Raw genomic sequence first — 19531 nt, forward strand, 5'->3', positions numbered from 1 at the left:
AATGCTGCTATGCTTTTTCAGGTCGACTTTTCTCACTTAGAAATTGATGAAGGCATGAAATTCAAACGACCCATCCATATCCTGCTGGTTGAAGACAATCGTGCCGATGCCCGCCTGGTTGAAGAGGCCCTGAAGGATAGCAAGCGGCCCTGCGAGCTATCCGTCGTCGACGATGGCGACCGAGCGCTGGCGTTTCTGCAGGCACGCGCTCCCTATGGCGAACGGCGCCTACCGGACCTGATACTGCTCGATCTGAATCTGCCGGCGCGGGACGGCCGCGAGGTCCTGCGCGAGATCAAAGCTGACCCCGATCTGCGGCGCATCCCGGTGGTTGTGCTGACCACCTCGGACGCCGAGCGCGATATCGTGGAGGCATACAGCCATCACGCCAACTGTTACGTCAGCAAGCCAGTGGATTTCGACCGCTTCATGGAGCTGATCCAGTCCATCTGTCATTTCTGGTTCGACATCGTCTGCCTGCCCTGAAACGAGTGAGCCATGCATCTGTTGCTGATTGAAGACAACCCCGGTGATGCCCGTCTGATTCAGGAACTGCTGATTGACGAGCTGGGCCGCGGTGGCTTCGAGTTCGTTTCCGCGACAACCCTCAAGCAGGGACTGGAGCTGGCCGGCCAGATCAACCCGGATCTGATCCTGCTTGATCTGACCCTGCCCGACAGCGACGGGCTCGACAGTGTGCGCCAGACGGTTTCGGCCTGTCCGCAACTGGCAATCATCGTCCTGACGGGGGTCAGCAATCAGGAAATCGCCACCCAGTCGTTACGCATGGGGGTACAGGACTACCTGAACAAGGGAGAGTTTGACGGCAACGGCCTGTGCCGGGCCATCTGGCACGCCATTGAGCGCAAGCAGCTACTGCGGCAGCTCCATGAGCATGAGGAAGAGATCTCCCGCAGCAAAACCCTGCTCGAAACCATTGTCAACAGCAACGCCGACGGTCTGATCGTTCTGGGCCAGGATCGCCAGATCCTGTTTTTCAACCCCGCCGCCGAAGCGATCCTCTCGCCCCAGCGCCTGGAACTCGGCAACGAGCTGAACGGTCTGACCATCGGTACTACCCCGGCCCAGAAGCTTGAATGGACCCCGCCAGGGCAGGCCAACCGCTTTCTCGATATCCGTCAGACCCCCATCGTTTGGAAACACCGGGCGGCGAATCTGATCTCAGTACGCGACATGACCGAGAAAGAGCAACTGCAGTACAAACTGAACCTGCAGGTCCAGATGCTGACCACCATCCATCAGGGCGCCCAGAACCTGATGGCGGAGTTCGACCTCGAGACCATGGGCCAGCAGCTGGCCAAAAGCTGCGTCACCGATTTTGGGGCCGACGCGGCCTGGCTGATGTGGATCGACGATCAGGGCCACCATTACGGCCTGGCCGCCTACCCGAAGGATGACGCGCTGGAGTGCCCCTACTATACCGACACCTCCCTGTATGAACGCATTCCCGACCAGTGCCCCACCGCCCAAGCCATCACGGAACGCACACCAAAGCTGGTCGCCCTGGGTCAGGAAACGCAGCAGGCCTGCCTGTGTGGCCGCCGCCAGCGCCAGGGCTGGAGCAGTGTCGGCGCCTTTCCCCTGCTGGGGCGAAACCGGGTTCAGGGTTGCCTGACCCTGTTTTCATATCAGGCCGACTTCTTCGTCACCGAACGCGTGAACTTTTTCCAGTCCTATGTTCATCTGGCCGCCGCCAGCCTGGAAAACGCCCAGCTGTTCAAGCAAACAGCGACCCACCTGAAACATTTCGAGGCCCTGCGCAGCATCGACATGGCCATCACCAGCAGCATGGACATGCGCCTGACACTGGACGTCATCCTCGGCTATGTCCAACGCGAGCTGAACTGCGATGCCTGTGCCATCCTGCTGTGCTCGCAGGGCTGCGGCCTGCTGAGCTACACGGCAGGCAAAGGGTTCAGCACCTCGGGGCTGCAGCACTTCACCGTCACTGCCGGTCAGGGTGTAGCTGGAACGGTAGCGAAGTCGCGCCAGCTGGTTTCCATCCCCGACCTGATGCGCACCGACATGCAGATCGTGCGCCTGCCCCAGTTGCAGAATGAAAGAATTCGAGCCTACCACGGCATTCCCTTGATGGCCAAAGGGCGGGTTCTTGGTGTCCTGGAAATCTTCCACCGCCACACATTCGAGCCCTCTCAGGAGTGGCGCGACTTTTTGCAAGCCTTAGCGACCCAGACGGCTATCGCCATCGACAACATTGCCCTGATTCACGATCTGGAAAAAGCTCACTCCAACCTGTTCGCCTCCTACGAGGAGACCATCGAAGGCTGGGCCAGGGCACTGGACTATCGCGACCGCGAAACGGAAGGCCACTCACGCAGGGTAACGGATATGACGGTCATGATGGCACGCGAAGTGGGTATCGACATCGATGAAATCATGCACGTGCGCAGGGGTGCGTTGCTGCACGACATCGGCAAGTTGGGGGTGCCCGACAACATCCTGCGCAAACCGGGGCCATTGACGGAAGACGAGTGGATCGTCATGAAGCGGCATCCGCAGATCGCCTACGAACTGATCAGCCCCATCGAATATCTGCGCCCGGCCATCCGCATTCCCTACTGTCACCACGAAAAATGGGACGGTAGTGGTTATCCGCGCGGATTGAAAGGAAAACAGATCCCGCTGGAAGCGCGCATCTTCGCCATTATCGATGTCTACGACGCCCTGCGCTCAGACCGCCCCTACCGCCCGGGATGGCCGGAAGAAAAAGTGCGCAACTATCTGCGCGAGGAATCCGGGCATCACTTCGATCCGGATCTGGTTGAACGGTTTCTACGGATTGATTTTGGTACGCTCGATGATGTACCGGGAGTCAGTTCAGAACAGGCTCCGCTAGTGGAAATGTAAGGGTAAAAACCGTGCCCTGAGGGCTGGTGCGAACATCAATATGACCCTGATGCTTGCGTACGATATCACTGGAAACACTCAGTCCCAGACCCGTTCCCACTCCAGCAGCCTTGGTGGTATAAAAGGGGTCAAAAATATGCGGCAGCACCTCATCGCTAATGCCGTTGCCATTATCCTCAATCGCGATCACAATCTGCCCATTCTGCTCGCGCGTCTGAATGCCAATCCTCCCCTGGGGTTCGGCCACTTTCTGTCCGGCCTGACCATATTTTTCTTCAATGGCATGAACCGAATTGAGCAGAAGATTCATAAACACCTGATTGAGCTTTTGGGGTGAACAGAGCAGTGGCGGCAGTTCCGCCAAGTCGTATTCAATCTTCGCCTGATACTTAAGGGCATTCCAGGCCACCCGAACGGTGCTTTTCAGGCAGGCATTGATATCCGCTGCCACCCGCTCCTGAATCCCCTGGTAGGTGAACAGCTTGAGGTTCTGACAGATATCCTCGATCCGGGTCACCCCGTCCTGCGACTCTGTCAGTACATCCGGACAGTCTTCCATCACCAGGGCAATCTTCAGCCGTCGCGCCGCCTCCTTCAGCTCAGGACAATCCTGAAGCGGCAGCAGCGCACAGAATTCGTTCAGCCGCTGAAAATAGTTCTGCAGCGTTTTCAGGTTACTTTTGAGATAACTGAGGGGGTTGTTGATTTCATGGGCTATGCCGGCGGACAGCTGGCCCACGGTTGCCAGTTTCTCCTGCTGAACCAGTTTCATCTGGGCGTCTTTGAGCTGGCGGTTGCTCTGCTCAAGGGAGGCACAGGTCTGGCGAATCTGGTGGTTGAGTTGATGACGCTGAACGGCGTAACGCAGAGACCGGCTCAGGCAGTGATCGTTAAGCTTGTCCTTTTCTTGATAATCCTCCGCCCCTTTTTGAATGGCTTCTTCGGCGAGACCATCCTGCAGTTGACCGGTCAGGACCACGATAGGGACCTCAGGATAGGCCTGCGTCAGACATTCGACAATGGTAATGCCATCGCAGTCGGGCAGGTGCAGGTCGGCCAAAACCAGGTCACAGGGCTGGCTTTCAAGGTTCTGAAGCCCCTCAGCCAGACTTTTTGCCCACCGCACCTCGAACAGGCTCTCCCCATCCAGCAGATGACGCACCAGCCGAGCATCCGCCGGATTATCCTCGATAAGCAAAACTCGGGTCATGGTCTTTCTCCTGGATCCGTGTCCGATCGTCCGCCACGCTCCGGGCCGTTCTGCGGTTGTGCGCCCCCATCGGCCAGCGGCAGGTGAAGGATAAAGTTGGTTCCCTGCCCCAGATGGCTCGACACCACGATTATCCCGCCCCAGCGGTTGACAATATCATAGCAAACACTGAGACGGCACCGGTTTTCATGGACACTGATTTGGGGTAATGCGATACCGCCTCAGCTCCACCACCTTCTCCGTCGTGGCGCCATGCAGCAGGGCTAAGTGTTTGCCATATCTGGGGCCATACTCTGCCTTGCCAAAAGATCGTCGCTCTTGCGGCCTCTCAGGCACCCGTATGTCAATGGCCTTTGTTAGACACTATCAGACCAAGCAGACATAAAAAACCCGCCATTTCAGCGGGTTATGGTCTTTCTTGTACTTGCCTGGATGTTGATTTGGCGGCCCCGGCGCGATTCGAACGCACGGCCTGTCGCTTAGGAGGCGACCGCTCTATCCATCTGAGCTACGGGGCCTAAGGCTAAAGAAGACATGCCGCCAGCTAGAAGTGGAGCAAACTGTAAACCTTGTCCTGCGGCAAACGCTCCCGGCCACGGAGAAAATCGAGCTCCGCTAAAAAGGCACACTCAACAAGCTCGGCACCCAGCTCACTGACCAGCTCGACCACCGCAGCTACCGTACCGCCGGTGGCCAGCAAATCATCGGCGATCAGCACACGTTCACCCGGGCAAAAAGCGTCTTCATGAATCTCCAGACTGTCACTACCGTATTCAAGATCGTAGGTTTTCTTACGGGTTTTATAAGGCAGTTTACCCGGCTTGCGCACCAGTACGATACCGACACCAAGTTTGTAGGCCAGTGCCGAACCCAACAGAAAACCGCGCGCCTCGACCCCAACAATTTTGTCGATTTTGCGATCAAGATAGCGATGCGCGATCAGATCGATCATCCGGTGAAAACTGGCGCCATCAGCCAGCAACGTCGTGATATCCTTGAAAATAATCCCTTTCTTGGGAAAATCCGGAATATCACGAATGATCTTTTTCAAGTCATCCACCTGTTCACTCCTTGTCATGCTTCTGGCGGCAGGATTTCACGCACCTCGTCTTGCATCATGCGCCTGAGCTTTTCAATGCTCTTCGCCTCGATCTGGCGGATACGTTCACGGGTGACGCCATAACGTTTACCAATGGTATCAAGGGTTTCCGGTTCCCGATCTTCCAGTCCGAATCGCAACATCAGAATATCGCGTTCGTTTTTTTTCAGGCCGGCCAACCATTTCTGGACAAATTCGTAACGATCGCGATCCTCAAGCAACTGCAACGGATCAATCGCCGTCGCATCTTCCAAAGTATCCATCAAGGAATAATTATTGTCGCCAAGGGGATGTTCTATAGAATAGGTTTTACGCAGCAACTGCTGCAACTGTTGTACCTGCTCGACCGAACCATCCATGGCCTCAGCAATTTCTTCGTCTGTCGGCTCACGATTGGCGGTTTTAAGAATTTCTTTTGATGTTTTGAGCATGCGATTGACATGATCAGCAACATGGACTGGCAACCGGATTGTTCTGCTCTGATTGATCAGTGCTCGCTCGATGGACTGACGAATCCACCAAGTGGCATAGGTGGAAAAACGACATTGTTTTTCCACACGAAAACGCTCGACGGCCTTAATCAGGCCCATATTACCTTCTTCGATAAGGTCAAGAAACGGAAGACCGCGATTCATGTAGCGTTTCGCGATCTTCACGACAAGACGCAGATTGCATTCGATCATGCGGGCCCGCGCCTGCTCATCGCCCTCTTCTACACGTTGGGCCAGTTCCCGTTCTTCTTCTGCTGTCAGCAAATAGGAACGCTGAATATCATTAAGATAGCATTTGATCGCATCATCGCCACCACTCTCACGTTGCGGCTCATCGATCAATGGCTCATCTTCTTGCTCCGCGTCTTCCTCCGGCATGGCAGGCTGTTCCTGCTTTTCCAAATCATCCAGATCCATACCGCCTCCATCATGGCTACGGGCGTACAGCTATCACTGAACAGCCCGCACAGGCTAGTCAAAGAGCCCTGTTATGGCAAGTAAAAAACCGGGTCGACAGCCTTGTTGCCCTGACGAACCTCGAAATGCAGCATGCCGCGCTGAGATCCGGGAGCCGTGCCAGATCGTGCGATTTCCTGCCCGGCATTAACAAAGCTTCCCTGCTTGACCAGTCCCCGCTGATTGTAGCCATACACGGTGTACAGATTGTCGCTGTGCTGAATGATGATCAAATGGCCATAGCTGACAATACCAGTCCCGCTGTAAATGACCTGACCGGCCGCAGCACTGCGTACCTGACTGCCTGGTGGCACGGCAATCTCGATTCCCTTACCCCGCCCGGCCTTGAACGACTGGGCCAGTTGGCCCTGTACCGGCCAACGCAAGCGCCCTCTGGTCGGCCCTGTTGGCCGGGCAGCGGACATGGATGAAACGCCAGCTGTACCTGTTGCAACGGCAGGTGGCTGCTTTGGCGGCACCGTAGCTGGACGGACAGCCGATTTGATGGTGGCGACAGCGGACTGGGTTGTTTTCCCTGGGACAGACACCCTCTGCGACTGACGGGCACCCGGAATGAACAGAACATCACCTGCCCGAATCTGATCCGGATTAGCAATACGGTTGTAACCGGCGATAACCACCTCGGACACCCCGTAGGTTTTACCGATGCGGTAAAGGGTCTGACCCGGCTGAACCACATGATGAACTCCACGCGCGCTGCAACCGCAGATCAGCACAACAAGGCACAACAGCCATGACAGGCGTAGCCAGGTCAATACAGCCTCCGGCTTGCAGACAGGACAGTGCGACGCGAACAGTTGACCGGCCTGAGCGTTGCCTCCTGTCGTGGCACCGACCAGTAGCGCTGTTAGCGCCACAATTGCGCGACACACAGACCGGCTACCAGGACAAGCCCGGCAGCAAATGTCAGCTTATTAAAATATCGCAGGGTAAAATCGCGGGTTTGTTCTCCAAAACGATAGATAAACAAACCGATCAGTAAAAAACGTAATCCTCGACTGATCAGTGAGGCCAACAGAAAAATGCCTAAAGGTATTTGAAAAACTCCAGCACCTATCGTAAAAATTTTATAAGGCAAGGGTGTAAATCCGGCCAGAAAAACAACCCAGAAGTCATAGCGCAGAAAAAGTTGCTGTAATTGGGCAAAACCGGCAGGGGAAAAACCAGGAACATAATGATAAAAGAAATCAGCCACCAGTGGCCAGCACCACACGCCAACAGCGTAACCCAGCAGGCCACCGGCAACCGAGCCTGCCGTGGTCAGCAATGCCATGCACACAGCGCGCCGTGGGATGGCTAGCCCCAGCGTCAGCAGCAGAATATCAGGTGGGATGGGAAAGAAAATCGCTTCTGTGAACGCCAGCAAGAACAGCATCTTACGCGCATGTCGACTATGGCCCCACGATAACACCCACTCGTAGAGCCGGCGCAGTCCGAACCACTGCCCCAGATTCAGCACGAAGGGCTCCAGCCGGCCTGGCCAACAAGGGGCACAAAACGGCAACTCAGCAGTGCCTCCTCATCGAACTGATCCGGCCCAAGACGGATGATTCGCTTAAGGATCTGTGTATCCTGCGGGCCTACAGGAATGACCAGCCGGCCTCCCACTGCCAGCTGCTCCAGATAGGCTTGTGGGACCTCAGGGGCCCCGGCCGTAACAACAATAGCATCAAAGGGAGCCTGATCTGGCCAGCCCAAGGTGCCATCCCCCACCTGAACAACCAGATTACGACAGCCCAGGGAATCAAGGATCTTGCGCGCGCGCCGGGCCAGACCAGCTAGCCGTTCAATACTGTAAACCTGACCGGCCAGAGCCGCCAGAACGGCCGTCTGATAACCACAGCCCGTGCCGATTTCCAATACACGGTCATCCGGCTGCAGCAAGGCAGCTTCAGTCATCACCGCCACCATATAGGGTTGTGAAATGGTCTGCTTTTCACCTATCGGCAGGGCATAATCGCTGTAGGCCTGATTCTGCAGTGCGGGTTCAACAAATAAATGACGAGGAATCTGCTGCATCACCTGAAGCAGCTGCGGATCACGTATACCTCGGGCGGCAATATGCTGTTCCACCATGCGGCGCCGGGCAATTGCATAATCCATCTTCAGTGGCAGTCCTGTTCTGCGGGAAAATCCTGAGTCCAATGGCGGATAGCGGACAATGAATGGTAATTGGTCAGATCCAGATGCAGGGGCGTCACGGACGCATAACCATCAGCGACTGCACCGCAATCGCAGTCCTGCTGGCGTTCGAATCCGGGAGGCTCGCCCCCTAGCCAGTAATACGGCCGACCACGGGGATCCTTCTTTTCGATGATCTGTTTATCGTAGATCCGTTTACCCTGGCGGGTCAGACGTAACCCCAAAGGGGGCAATGCAGGAAAGTTCACATTCAGGAAGGTATCCGCCGGCAGGCCCTCAGCCAAGACCTTCCGCACCAACAAGCGGATGTAACGCATCATACAGGTATAACTGGCTTTCTGGTCATCGTGAAGCAGATCCTGCGAAATGGCCAGCGCCGGCACCCCCATCAGGGTAGCCTCCATCGCGGCAGCGACAGTCCCGGAATATGTAATATCATCTGCCAGGTTGCAGCCCTTGTTGATGCCGGAAACCACTAAAGCCGGAGCGCACGGTAACAAACCATGCAACCCCAGGTTGACACAATCCGTTGGGGTTCCGCTGACGGCGTACCAATCAGGGCGAATGCGCTCAACCCGCAATGGAGCGTGCAATGTCATGGCATGGCCCGTTGCACTCTGCTCCCGATCCGGCGCTATCACCACGGCCTGGCCCAAGGCAGCTACCGCCTCACGCAAAATCTGCAATCCCACAGAATGGATGCCATCATCGTTCGTTACCAGAATAACTGGCATTGCCGCAGTCTCAGCGGTCATGGACGCAACCGTTCACGTAGGGCCAGCAGTTCCTGTCGCAAATCCTCCAGCCGCTGACGATCCGTCATTGACGTCTTCGATTCATCCGCAGCGTATCGACCAGCCAGCATCTTGCGCGCTCCCGCGATGGTAAACCCTTGATTGTAAAGCAGGTCTTTGAGTTGCAGAACGAGCTCGATATCTTTTTTCTGATATTTTCGCTGACGTGAACTGGTTTTCTGAGGCGAAAAAAAACGAAACTCAGATTCCCAGTAGCGAAGCACATGCGGCTTAATTCCCGTGATAGCAGCCACTTCACCGATCTTAAAGAAAAACTTGTTCGGTATTTCCACACTCACGGCACGTCACCAAAAAAAATGGCTAATTGGCTCCCTCATTGATGGCATTCTTCAAGACTTGACTTGGCTTGAACGTCAGTATCTTGCGGGAACTGATCTCAATTTCTTCACCTGTCTGAGGATTACGGCCTCGGCGGGTCGCCTTCTGCTTGACGATAAAATTGCCGAAACCGGCAATCTTGATCTTGTCCCCTGCCTCCAGGGTCTGCTTAATCAATTCGAAGACTGTTTCTACAATCTCAGCGGACTCTTTTTTGGAAAATCCCGTCCGGAAGTATACGTTTTCGACAAGATCCGCTTTCGTCATACAACCTCCACATGAGCTAAACAAAATAAGTTCTTGATTTCAATGGGTTATAGCATGAACCCAAAAACCACGGCAAGGGCTATCTCAACTGGGCCGGAAGTTTTTTAAGAACCTCTTTGACAAGCCTGCCGTGCATCTGGCTGATCTCCTCGTCCGTCAACGTTTTTTCACGCGAACGGTAACGGGCGCGGATCGCGAGGCTCTTCTTTCCTTCGGGAACACCACTGCCGGTATAGAGATCGAACAGCACCACCTCGTCAAGGTCGACCAGACGCATCTGCTGAACCACGTCAAGCAGCGCCTGCGCCGGCACCTCGGCATCGACCAGGAACGCGCTATCGCGGGTGACATCGGGGTAACGGGAAATCGGTGTAAAGCAAACAGGCGCGCTGCCGAGTGCCACCAGAGCCTCAACATCAAGATCAGCAATAAAAACCGGCTGAGGCAACTCAAAACAGTCCTGCACCACAGGATGCAACTCACCAAGAACGCCGAGTTGGCGCGGCTGTAAACCTCCACTCCACAGACAACAGGATTTCCCCGGATGCAAGAAAGGCTCGCCGCTGCCAGCAACAAAAGACACCGAACCGAGATTAAGAGCCTGAGCCAGCCCCTCGATGAGTCCCTTGAGATCGAAGAAATCGACCATCTGATCCGTCTGCGCCCAGCCTTCGGGCATCCGCCGCCCGGTCAAGGCTAAACACAGACGCAGACCCTCCTGTGGCAGATCCTGATCCGACACCCTGAATACAGGTCGCAGCTCAAACAGGGTCAGATCGGTGTTGCGATAGGACAGATTGCGCGCCAGGGTTTCCAGCATACTGGGAACCAGGCTGGTCCGCATGACGGACTGTTCTTCCGTCAACGGATTGAGAATCCGCACGTTCTGGCGGCGGAGATCATCATCAGCCAGTTGCAGCCGATCCCACAGAGTCGGCGAAACGAAAGAATAATTGATCAGCTCACTGGCCCCCTGTGCAACCAGCTGATCACGTACACGACCGATCAGCTGTTGGCGGGCATCGGGTTTCTGCAACAGAATCCGGCTCACCGGCAAGGTAACCGGAATCTCATCGTAACCATGCAGACGGGCAATCTCCTCAACCAGATCAACTTCGCGCTCCAGATCATGTCGTCCCGTCGGCACCACCACCTCCAGACGCTCATCCGGCAGCTCGCGACAGGCAAGCCCGATGGACTCAAGCAGCGCAGCCATGCGCGTCAGCGACAGGTCAAGCCCAAGCAAGCCGTTGGCCGCCTGACGGCGCAATTGCAGTGTGCGAGGCAGCAGGGGGCGAACATAGCTATCAAGGGTGCCCCGCACCAGCTCACCACCGGCCAACTGCTGAATCAACACTGCGGCACGTTCGAGAGCCAGGGGAACCATGGCGATATCAGCACCACGCTCAAAACGGTGCGATGATTCTGAATGAATACCCAGGCGCTTGCTCGTGCGACGAATGGTCAACGAATCAAAATAAGCGCTCTCCAGCAGCACATCGCGGGTCTGATCGTTGATCTCCGAATTTTCTCCCCCCATGATGCCGGCCAGAGCCACAGGGCCGACGGCATCACAGATCACCGCATCGCCGGACTGCAGCAGACGCTCCTGGCCGTCCAGGGTGGTGAAGCGATCACCTTCTTGGGCAGCCCGCACCTGAATGCGGCCGCCACGCAGGCGATTGAAATCAAAGGCGTGCAGAGGATGGCCAAGCTCCATCAAAACATAGTTGGTCACATCAACGACATTGTTGATCGAACGCAGTCCCAGGGTTTCGAGCCGCCGCACCAGCCACTGGGGCGAGGGGCCAATGGTAACACTGCGGATCAAACGGGCCATGTACCTTGGGCACATATCCGGCTGGTCAATATCCACCCGGGCTAGGTCGGCAATACCATCAGATGTCTCAGGAACAGCCGCCGGCTGAGGCAGCCGCAGCCGACTGCCGGCAATGGCAGCAACCTCACGGGCGATGCCAACAACACTGAGGCAGTCGGCCCGATTTGGCGTCAGGCCAATTTCGTAGCGGACATCCTTCAGCTGCAGAGCAGAGAACAGTGGCTCACCCAAAGGCAGATCCGGCGGCAAAATCAGAATCCCGGCAGATTCACGGGCCAGACCCAGTTCGGTTTCCGAACAGAGCATGCCACGTGATTCATAGCCACGAATCTTTGATTTTTTAATCTTAAAATCACCGGGCAACACCGACCCGACCGTAGCCAAAGCCACCAGATCACCCGCCCGATGGTTGGTTGCACCACAAACCACGGGAATAACCTCGCTGCCGGTATTGACCTGGCAGCAGGTCAATCGATCCGCCTGCGGGTGCGGCTCGACGGTTTCCAGCCGGGCAACAATAACCGAATCCAGCCCAGCTCCGAGATGATCCATGGCATCAACCTCAAGCCCTGCCATGGTCAGGCGATGCGACAACTCTTCGGGAGACAAAGAGAAATCGACGTATTCCTTCAACCAGTTGTAGGTAACGATCATGACGCAAACCCTTTAAACAACGTCGTGACGCTTAACGCGTCGGGACTGAAATCAACAGACGAACTGGCGCAAGAAACGGATATCGTTTTCATAGAACAGTCGCAGATCGTTAACGCCATATTTCAGCATCGCCAGACGTTCCAGGCCCATACCAAAAGCAAAACCACTGTAACGGGAGGCGTCATAATCCACCGCAGCGAACACGGCCGGATCAATCATGCCGCTACCAAGAATTTCCAGCCAGCCCGACTGTTTGCAGACACGGCAACCACTGCCGCGACAAATGACACAGGCAACATCAACCTCGGCACTGGGTTCGGTAAACGGGAAAAAGGAGGGCCGAAAACGAACCCCCACCTGATCGCCAAAAAACGCTGTGATAAAAGCCGTCAGAACACCCTTAAGATCGGCGAAGGTAATCCCTTCATCGACGAGAAAGCCTTCAATCTGATGAAACATCGGGCTGTGGGTCAGATCGGAATCGCGCCGGTAGACCGTGCCTGGGGCAATGATCCGCAACGGTGGTCGCTGAGCCAGCATACTTCTGATCTGGACCGGCGAGGTATGGGTGCGCAGCACTTCGTCAGCGGTAATGTAAAAGGTATCCTGCATATCACGGGCAGGATGATCCTTCGGAATATTGAGCGCTTCGAAATTATAAAAATCCTTTTCCACTTCAGGGCCCTGGGCAACGGCGAACCCCAAGGACGAGAAGATCTCCACCAGTTGCTCGGTCACCAGCGTAACCGGATGTTTGGTCCCACAACGATGACGGCGCCCCGGCAGACTGACATCAATCTTCTCCCGCTGCAGACGCTGAGTCAGAGCCTGTTGCCGTAGTTCCAGCAAGCGTTGCTCACAGAGATCTTCCAGAGCGTCTTTGACCTGGTTGGCCAAGGCCCCGACAACGGGTCGTTCTTCAGCCGTCAGGCTGCCCATGCCCTTCATGATGGCGGTCAAGGCGCCCTTTTTACCCAGATACTGCACCCGTATAGCCTGAAGCTGAGCTTCATCCCCCGCCGCATCGAATGCCTGGCGGGCCTGGGTCTGCATGGATTCAAGTTGATCATTAAGTGACATTTTGATGCCCTTCACTTGACAACGAATAACAGGAACAACCGAGGTGGTGGCAGAAACCGCCGCAGTGCGTATAACATCTGCGGCGTGAAAAAACACGGTCCTACGGAATACAACCGATATAACCAGCCGGTCAAAACAAAGACGCCGAAAGCCAAGAACCTTTCAGCGTCAAAAAAAAGAGGTGAGACGCTTCGCCCTCACCTCTTTTCTGTCGTATCAGGCTACTGCGCGTTGGCCTTGGCCCGGTCCACGATGGCACTGAATCCAACGGGATCGCTGACTGCGATCTGCGCCAGAACCTTACGGTCGAGCGCGACACCGGCAACCTTGAGACCATGCACCAAGCGGCTGTAGCTCAAACCGTCCAGGCGGGCGGCAGCATTGATCCGCGCAATCCACAGAGCGCGAAAATCACGCTTGCGAACCCGGCGATCCCGGAATGCGTAGTTCAGGCCGCGATCGACGGCCTCGGTGGCACTGCGGAACAACTTGCTGCGGGCACCGCGGTAACCCTTAGCAAGGTTAAGAACCTTGTTCCGCCGACGTCTCGCTTTGAATCCTCTTTTTACTCTCGGCATGTGTAAATACTCCTGCTGGCGATATGCTGCTACCTGCTTTCACAAGACGACGCCCTGCCGCCCTGCGGCCGGATCTGCAGGGGGAGACAGATCCCCACAGTTCACGGTCTTATCGAAGATCTTAACCGCCGTCAGTTACAGATAAGGAACCATCGCACAGATGTTGCGATGATCGGCGGCAGAAACAAGCGTTACCTGGCGCAGGTCACGCTTACGCTTGGTGGTTTTCTTGGTCAGGATATGGCTGGTGAAAGCCTTGTTACGGCGAACCTTGCCGGTTCCTGTCTTGCGGAAACGCTTGGCAGCTCCACGATTGGTCTTGATTTTCGGCATCTGATTTACTCCTTCCTGCCGGACAGAATTTAAAAAAATCCCATCTGCGGATTACTTTTTAGGTGACAACACCATATGCATGAAACGCCCCTGCATACTGGGGAAAAACTCAATCAATCCAATATCCGCAACCTTCTCGGATACCCGCTTAAGCAGATCGCGGCCAAACTCGGGATGGGTCACTTCACGGCCACGGAACATGATCGTCACCTTGACCTTATTGCCCTCTTCAAGGAACCGCCGTACATTCTTTACTTTGACTTCGAAGTCATGCACTTCGGTTTTTGGCCGCAGCTTGACTTCCTTAAGTTCGACACGCGCCGCCTTTTTCTTGGCCTCAGCTGCACGTTTCTGCTGCTGATACTTGAACTTGCCATAATCCATAATACGACAGACCGGCGGTTTGGCCGTAGGCGAAACCTCTACCAGATCCAGTCCGCGCTCCACAGCGGCAGCTAAGGCATCCTGCAGGGACAGTATCCCCAGCTGTTCGCCCTCATCGTCGATCACCCGGACTTCCCGCGCCCGAATCGCGCGGTTAATGTTGGTCTCCTGCTTAGCTATGGTGCCACCTCCTAACGGTAATTACTGCACTCTTGGGCAACAAAAGCGCAGAACTCAGTTGCGCTCATCGGTTCAAGATTCTCGCCACTACGGAAGCGCGGTGCAACCGTACCACTCTGCACTTCCTTGTCGCCGATCACCAGCATGTAGGGGATCTTCTGCAACTGAGCTTCACGAATCTTGAAGCCCAGTTTTTCATTGCGGACATCCAACTGCACACGAATACCGGCTGCACGGAGGGTTTCAGCCACCTCACGAGCATAGGCACACTGGTCGTCCGTCACATTCATGACAACGGCCTGGACCGGTGAAATCCACAAGGGGAAATTGCCGGAGAAGTGTTCAATCAAAATGCCGATAAACCGCTCTATGGAGCCGAGGATAACGCGATGCACCATAACCGGCCGATGTTTTTCCCCGTCCGGTCCGGTGTAACTCAGGTCGAAGCGCTCAGGCAGGGTAAAATCGCATTGGATTGTAGCACACTGCCAATGTCTGTCAAGCGCGTCCTTAAGCTTGATATCAATCTTGGGACCATAGAACGCGCCATCCCCCTCGTTGATTTCGAAAGGCATCCGGGTATCTTCCAACGCCGAAATCAATGCCTTGGTGGCACGCTCCCAATCGGCGTCGGTGCCTATCGACTTTTGCGGCCGGGTCGAGATCTCCATCTGGTAATCAAAACCGAATATCGCCATAACATCGCGAACAAAATGAAGCACGCCCTTGATTTCGCCATCAAGCTGCTCAGGAGTACAGAGAATGTGCGCATCATCCTGCGTAAATCCCCGCACGCGTGTTAACCCGTGCAGCACACCGGATTTTTCGTGACGATGCACTGTACCCAATTCAAAATAACGCACAGGAAGATCACGATAAGAACGCTTCCGGCTTTTATAAATCAGCATGTGCGCCAGACAGTTCATCGGCTTAATGCCAAACCCCTGTCCTTCAACCTCCGTGAAATACATGTTTTCTTTGTAGTTATCGTAATGCCCGGAAGTCTGCCACAAGTCAGTGCGCAAAATCTGCGGCCCCTGCACAATATCATAACCCCGACGCAGGTGCTCGCGTCGTTCGAAATCCTCCAGCACCGTCCGCAGCATGGCACCCTTCGGATGCCAGATCACCAGGCCCGCCCCCGCCTCTTCGCTGAACGAAAACAGGTCGAGTTCCTTACCCAACTTACGATGATCGCGCTTACGCGCCTCTTCAAGTCGAACCAGATAAGCCTTCAGCTCCTTCTTATCCGGAAAAGCCGTGGCATAAATCCGCTGCAGCATGGGCCGCTTTTCATCACCCCGCCAGTAGGCGCCGGCCAGGCTGGTCAACTTGAACGCCTTGATGCGTCCCGTTGACGGCAAATGCGGGCCACGACACAGATCGACAAAGGTACCCTGTCGATACAGCGACACCATCGGCACATCAAGATCTTCGATCAGCTCAACCTTAAAGTGCTCTCCGAGCGAACGAAACAAGGCGATGGCCTCATCGCGCGACATCTCGATGCGCTCGATTGGCAGGTCGGCCTTGACCAGTTCTTCCATCCGCCGCTCAATGCGTTCGAAATCCTCAGGCACAAAGCGGTGGCTTTCGCTGTAGAAATCATAATAAAAACCATTGTCGATAGACGGTCCAATGGTCACCTGAACCTGATCGCCAAACAGATCCTTGACGGCATGGGCCATCAGATGCGCCGTGGTATGACGGTAGACATCGAGCCCCTCGGCAGAAGAAAGCAGCACCAGTTCCAGCCGGGCATCCCGTTGCAGCACCCGGCTCAGGTCACTGAGCTCACCATCAAGGCGGGCGGCCACCGCATTGCGCGCCAAGCCGGCACCAAGACCTGCTGCCACTTCAGCAATGCTCGTACCAGCAGGCACGGTTCTGCTGCTGTCATCAGGCAAACGAATTTCTATCGGTTTTTCCATGGGTGGTTTCTCCCGGCTACCGACGAAAAAAGGCATCCACTGGGATGCCTTTTATCACGTTGACGTTTCTGCGGCCTGTCAGGTTCCGGTCCTATCGAACCGGTATCTGGTAGGCACGGGCGGGATTGAACCGCCGACCCCTACCGTGTCAAGGTAGTGCTCTCCCACTGAGCTACGTGCCTGTATGCCGCGAACTGTCGGGGTTATACCGAAATCGCTTTTGCGTGTCAACTCTTTATCTGCATTTTTTCGCCGCTGGGACTGCATACCGCTGGCATTCCGTTACAAAGGAAAATTTCTTGCCCGAGAGAGGCTGTCGGGGCTAGACTCCTGCGCGCCGCAAACGCTGTCTATCCCGGCGTCCTTCCATGTCAGCGGCAATCGGTGTTCGTCAGCCCAGGTTATCACCGGGGTCTGGATTCATGCTTTTATCTCACGCGAGGCTTCCCTTGAGCACGATACCCGATTTACTACAAAACAGCTGTCAAAACCATCCCAGCCAGATTGCTTTGCGCGAAAAACGCAACAAAAGCTGGAAAACTCTCAGCTATGCCGACCTCTGGCGAGATTCCGATCTGGTTGCCAGTGGACTTCAGCGTCTCGGCAAGAAGAAAGGGGACCATGCCGCACTGCTTGGCCCTTCGTCACTGCGCTGGGTGACAACCTACCTTGGCATCCTCAAGGCTGGTCTGGTGGCCATCCCCATTGACAAGGAACTCAAACAGAACGAATTACGCCATGTCCTGCGTGACAGCGATGCCAACATTCTATTTACCACCCAGGACTATGTCGAAATGGCTCTCGACATCCGCACCAGCACTCCCGATCTGGCTCAGATCGTTATCCTTGATTCCGCCGCCGGTCCAGGTCTGGATATCCAGATCTTCAATACCATTGGCGACCTGATCGCCGAATGGCACCAGTTGATCAATGAATTACAGATTCCTCGCGACAAAGCCGCGCGGCTGGAGGCTCTGGCCAACCGCACCCACAGGCTGCTGACTCAACCACAGGCCAGCGGTGAAGAGGGCAATCCGGTATCCGATCTGTTTTCACCGGCGGCAAGCCTGCGCAAAGAGGCTTTAAAAAAAGGGATCCTGCTCGACTACGAACATCTGCTGGGCAACAACCTGCCCGAAACGGTCGAATTGACCTCACAGGACACTGCGGTCATTCTTTACACCTCCGGCACCACCGGCCGCTCCAAGGGCGCCATCCTGACACATGCCAACATCACCTCGAACATCAAGGATCTGATACCCCACTTTCAACTTGATCAGCGCATCCACACCCTGTCATTTCTGCCCATCAACCACGTATTTGAGCAGGTCTGCGGAATCCTCTTGCCCCTGGCTCTGGGCGGCACCGTTTCCTTTGCCGAATCGCTCAAAAAACTGGGCGAAAATCTTTCAGAGGTCCGCCCGACCTTTCTTCTGGGAGTTCCGGCCGTCTATCGTATTTTTCTTGATCGCATCCTCAAGAACATCCAGTCGAAAAAACTCAGCAAGGCCCTCTACGCGATTCCGGCCACACGTGCCCTGGTGGCCAAAAAGGTCCGTGAGGTGCTGGGCGACGGCACTATTTTTGTCAGTGGCGGCGCCGCCCTTGATCCCGTCGTAGCGGCCCGATTCAAGGAACTCGGCATCCTGATTTACCAAGGCTACGGCATCACCGAAACCTCTCCTGTTCTTACAGCCGAACAGCCCGGCCGCATGAAACTGGGAACCGTCGGACGGCCATTACCTTCCGTGCAGATCCGCATCGCCAACCCCAACGAGGAGGGTGTCGGCGAAATCCTGTGCAAAGGGCCTAATATCATGAAGGGGTATTATAAAAATGAAGAGGCCACAGCGGAGGTGCTGACTGATGGCTGGTATCATACCGGTGACATGGGGCGGCTTGATGAGCACGGCTTTCTTGCCATTTGTGGCCGGGTCAAGAACCTGATCGTTACTCCCAACGGTAAAAACGTCTATCCCGAAGAAATCGAGAACGAACTGCTCAACAGCCCGTTCATTCTCGAAGTCATGGTCTACGGCCACAAGGTCAGTCCAACAGCCGAAGAGGTCCACGCCCAGATCTATCCGGATCAGGAAGCCATTGATCAGCACGCCCAGCAACAGGGCATCTATCCGATGAATCAGCAGCAAATTGAGGCCCTGATTCGTGGCGAAGTGCTGGAGATCGGCAAACAACTGGCCGATTACAAACGAGTCAAGAAATTCACCCTGCGCGAAGATGAGTTTCCCAAGACCACAACGCGCAAGATCAAGCGCTTTGCTGTTGAAGCCGACATCAGCACAGCCGATTAGTCCGTTTTGCTGCCCTGCCCTCCCCTGTCACCACGCTATCCGGCAGCCACACCGCCCTTCCTTGAAAAGGAATAGCCCCCAGCCGTTCAGGGCGCTGTATCCGCCATAAAAACGCCGCAAGGAACTGGTGGTTCCTTGCGGCTATTGCCGATCTCGTCACATGTCTGCCCCATCTGTTTTCACCAACAGAGCAGGTTCGGTTACTACCCGCAACCCAGCAGTTGCTTGTCATCCTTGGCATATTTCTGAAAATAAAATTCCAGATCACCCAGTTGCTCGGTGCTGAGTTTCTGCCAGACCGGCTGATGGGCCGACGTGGGGCCGGACTGAAAGAACTCCGACCACTGCGCCTTGGTCCGCGCATTGAGTTGCAGCCGGTCTGCCGCACCACGGCTCTTGTGACATTGCATACAAACATCGCGGTGCAGTTTCTTGCCCTTGCGCCAGTCGGCAGCTGCCATTGCCTGTCCCGCAAGAAAAATTACAGCGATCAGAACCATTGCGGTTACCAGTGCCTTGTTCATGACGGAC

Annotated in this window: 19 protein-coding genes and 2 tRNA genes; 3 read left to right on the top strand and 18 right to left on the bottom strand. The window is 55.4% G+C overall.

Features of this window, described 5'->3' with window-relative positions; translation table 11 throughout:
• Nucleotides 1-54 precede the first annotated feature (54 nt).
• Both BLR80_RS05285 and BLR80_RS05290 read left to right on the top strand, forming a co-directional pair.
• Nucleotides 55-486, top strand: coding sequence for a response regulator (locus tag BLR80_RS05285; protein ID WP_092077429.1), 432 nt, complete (start codon nt 55-57; stop codon nt 484-486).
• Between the two features lie 12 nt (nt 487-498).
• Complete coding sequence (locus BLR80_RS05290) at nt 499-2889, top strand: HD domain-containing phosphohydrolase (RefSeq protein WP_092077016.1); 2391 nt, start codon at nt 499-501, stop codon at nt 2887-2889.
• Here BLR80_RS05290 and BLR80_RS05295 read toward each other — a convergent pair.
• From BLR80_RS05295 to BLR80_RS05375, 17 genes are all read right to left on the bottom strand, one after another.
• Nucleotides 2855-4099 (bottom strand): sensor histidine kinase, encoded by a 1245-nt coding sequence (locus BLR80_RS05295; protein ID WP_092077018.1) that lies wholly within the window; start codon nt 4097-4099, stop codon nt 2855-2857. The genes BLR80_RS05290 and BLR80_RS05295 overlap by 35 nt on opposite strands.
• Nucleotides 4100-4540: 441 nt before the next feature.
• A tRNA-Arg gene (locus tag BLR80_RS05300) sits at nt 4541-4617 on the bottom strand.
• 26 nt (nt 4618-4643) lie between these two features.
• Nucleotides 4644-5159, bottom strand: coding sequence for an adenine phosphoribosyltransferase (locus tag BLR80_RS05305; protein WP_092077020.1), 516 nt, complete (start codon nt 5157-5159; stop codon nt 4644-4646).
• Nucleotides 5160-5173: 14 nt separating this feature from the next.
• Nucleotides 5174-6106, bottom strand: coding sequence for a sigma-70 family RNA polymerase sigma factor (locus tag BLR80_RS05310; RefSeq protein ID WP_092077022.1), 933 nt, complete (start codon nt 6104-6106; stop codon nt 5174-5176).
• A gap of 71 nt (nt 6107-6177) precedes the next feature.
• A complete protein-coding gene (locus tag BLR80_RS05315; RefSeq protein WP_143012082.1) occupies nt 6178-6921 on the bottom strand; it encodes a peptidoglycan DD-metalloendopeptidase family protein in 744 nt (247 codons plus the stop codon).
• A gap of 92 nt (nt 6922-7013) precedes the next feature.
• Entirely contained in the window at nt 7014-7625 is a 612-nt protein-coding gene (locus BLR80_RS05320) for a YqaA family protein (protein WP_245691356.1), read from the bottom strand.
• Complete coding sequence (locus tag BLR80_RS05325) at nt 7619-8269, bottom strand: protein-L-isoaspartate(D-aspartate) O-methyltransferase (RefSeq protein WP_092077026.1); 651 nt, start codon at nt 8267-8269, stop codon at nt 7619-7621. Before BLR80_RS05325 ends, BLR80_RS05320 begins: the two co-directional genes overlap by 7 nt.
• Nucleotides 8270-8271: 2 nt before the next feature.
• Entirely contained in the window at nt 8272-9042 is a 771-nt protein-coding gene (gene surE / locus BLR80_RS05330) for a 5'/3'-nucleotidase SurE (RefSeq protein WP_092077435.1), read from the bottom strand.
• 17 nt (nt 9043-9059) lie between these two features.
• Nucleotides 9060-9401, bottom strand: coding sequence for a MerR family transcriptional regulator (locus tag BLR80_RS05335; RefSeq protein ID WP_092077028.1), 342 nt, complete (start codon nt 9399-9401; stop codon nt 9060-9062).
• Nucleotides 9402-9423: 22 nt separating this feature from the next.
• The gene (locus tag BLR80_RS05340; RefSeq protein ID WP_092077030.1) at nt 9424-9708 is read right to left on the bottom strand and encodes an integration host factor subunit alpha; all 285 of its coding nucleotides are present in this window, start codon (nt 9706-9708) and stop codon (nt 9424-9426) included.
• Nucleotides 9709-9787: 79 nt separating this feature from the next.
• The gene (pheT, locus tag BLR80_RS05345) at nt 9788-12202 is read right to left on the bottom strand and encodes a phenylalanine--tRNA ligase subunit beta (protein ID WP_092077032.1); all 2415 of its coding nucleotides are present in this window, start codon (nt 12200-12202) and stop codon (nt 9788-9790) included.
• Nucleotides 12203-12253: 51 nt separating this feature from the next.
• The gene (pheS, locus tag BLR80_RS05350; protein WP_171906343.1) at nt 12254-13255 is read right to left on the bottom strand and encodes a phenylalanine--tRNA ligase subunit alpha; all 1002 of its coding nucleotides are present in this window, start codon (nt 13253-13255) and stop codon (nt 12254-12256) included.
• Nucleotides 13256-13503: 248 nt separating this feature from the next.
• Nucleotides 13504-13860, bottom strand: coding sequence for a 50S ribosomal protein L20 (rplT, locus tag BLR80_RS05355; protein WP_092077036.1), 357 nt, complete (start codon nt 13858-13860; stop codon nt 13504-13506).
• Nucleotides 13861-13995: 135 nt separating this feature from the next.
• Entirely contained in the window at nt 13996-14193 is a 198-nt protein-coding gene (gene rpmI / locus BLR80_RS05360; RefSeq protein ID WP_092077038.1) for a 50S ribosomal protein L35, read from the bottom strand.
• Between the two features lie 51 nt (nt 14194-14244).
• On the bottom strand, nt 14245-14757 hold the full coding sequence (gene infC, locus BLR80_RS05365; RefSeq protein WP_092077040.1) for a translation initiation factor IF-3: 513 nt from the start codon (nt 14755-14757) through the stop codon (nt 14245-14247).
• A gap of 11 nt (nt 14758-14768) precedes the next feature.
• Entirely contained in the window at nt 14769-16688 is a 1920-nt protein-coding gene (gene thrS / locus BLR80_RS05370; RefSeq protein ID WP_092077042.1) for a threonine--tRNA ligase, read from the bottom strand.
• Between the two features lie 107 nt (nt 16689-16795).
• A tRNA-Val gene (locus tag BLR80_RS05375) sits at nt 16796-16870 on the bottom strand.
• A gap of 267 nt (nt 16871-17137) precedes the next feature.
• On the opposite strand from BLR80_RS05375, the gene BLR80_RS05380 reads away from it, so the two are divergent.
• Nucleotides 17138-19000 (top strand): AMP-dependent synthetase/ligase, encoded by a 1863-nt coding sequence (locus BLR80_RS05380; RefSeq protein WP_092077044.1) that lies wholly within the window; start codon nt 17138-17140, stop codon nt 18998-19000.
• Between the two features lie 203 nt (nt 19001-19203).
• Here the strand turns inward: BLR80_RS05380 and BLR80_RS05385 are convergent, their stop codons facing one another.
• Nucleotides 19204-19524 (bottom strand): c-type cytochrome, encoded by a 321-nt coding sequence (locus BLR80_RS05385; protein ID WP_092077046.1) that lies wholly within the window; start codon nt 19522-19524, stop codon nt 19204-19206.
• Nucleotides 19525-19531 lie beyond the last annotated feature (7 nt).

This window comes from Desulfuromonas thiophila (assembly GCF_900101955.1).
In the GTDB taxonomy this organism is placed as follows: Bacteria; Desulfobacterota; Desulfuromonadia; order Desulfuromonadales; family Desulfuromonadaceae; genus Pseudodesulfuromonas; species Pseudodesulfuromonas thiophila.

Bases quoted from the DNA above. Each gene is read 5' to 3' on its own strand.
- BLR80_RS05325 (WP_092077026.1), bottom strand. From the start codon at position 8,269: ATGGATTATGCAATTGCCCGGCGCCGCATGGTGGAACAGCATATTGCC.
- surE (WP_092077435.1), bottom strand. From the start codon at position 9,042: ATGCCAGTTATTCTGGTAACGAACGATGATGGCATCCATTCTGTGGGA.
- rplT (WP_092077036.1), bottom strand. From the start codon at position 13,860: ATGCCGAGAGTAAAAAGAGGATTCAAAGCGAGACGTCGGCGGAACAAG.
- BLR80_RS05310 (WP_092077022.1), bottom strand. From the start codon at position 6,106: ATGGATCTGGATGATTTGGAAAAGCAGGAACAGCCTGCCATGCCGGAG.
- BLR80_RS05295 (WP_092077018.1), bottom strand. From the start codon at position 4,099: ATGACCCGAGTTTTGCTTATCGAGGATAATCCGGCGGATGCTCGGCTG.
- BLR80_RS05290 (WP_092077016.1), top strand. From the start codon at position 499: ATGCATCTGTTGCTGATTGAAGACAACCCCGGTGATGCCCGTCTGATT.
- BLR80_RS05385 (WP_092077046.1), bottom strand. From the start codon at position 19,524: ATGAACAAGGCACTGGTAACCGCAATGGTTCTGATCGCTGTAATTTTT.
- BLR80_RS05340 (WP_092077030.1), bottom strand. From the start codon at position 9,708: ATGACGAAAGCGGATCTTGTCGAAAACGTATACTTCCGGACGGGATTT.
- rpmI (WP_092077038.1), bottom strand. From the start codon at position 14,193: ATGCCGAAAATCAAGACCAATCGTGGAGCTGCCAAGCGTTTCCGCAAG.
- pheT (WP_092077032.1), bottom strand. From the start codon at position 12,202: ATGATCGTTACCTACAACTGGTTGAAGGAATACGTCGATTTCTCTTTG.
- BLR80_RS05285 (WP_092077429.1), top strand. From the start codon at position 55: ATGAAATTCAAACGACCCATCCATATCCTGCTGGTTGAAGACAATCGT.
- pheS (WP_171906343.1), bottom strand. From the start codon at position 13,255: ATGCAGACCCAGGCCCGCCAGGCATTCGATGCGGCGGGGGATGAAGCT.
- thrS (WP_092077042.1), bottom strand. From the start codon at position 16,688: ATGGAAAAACCGATAGAAATTCGTTTGCCTGATGACAGCAGCAGAACC.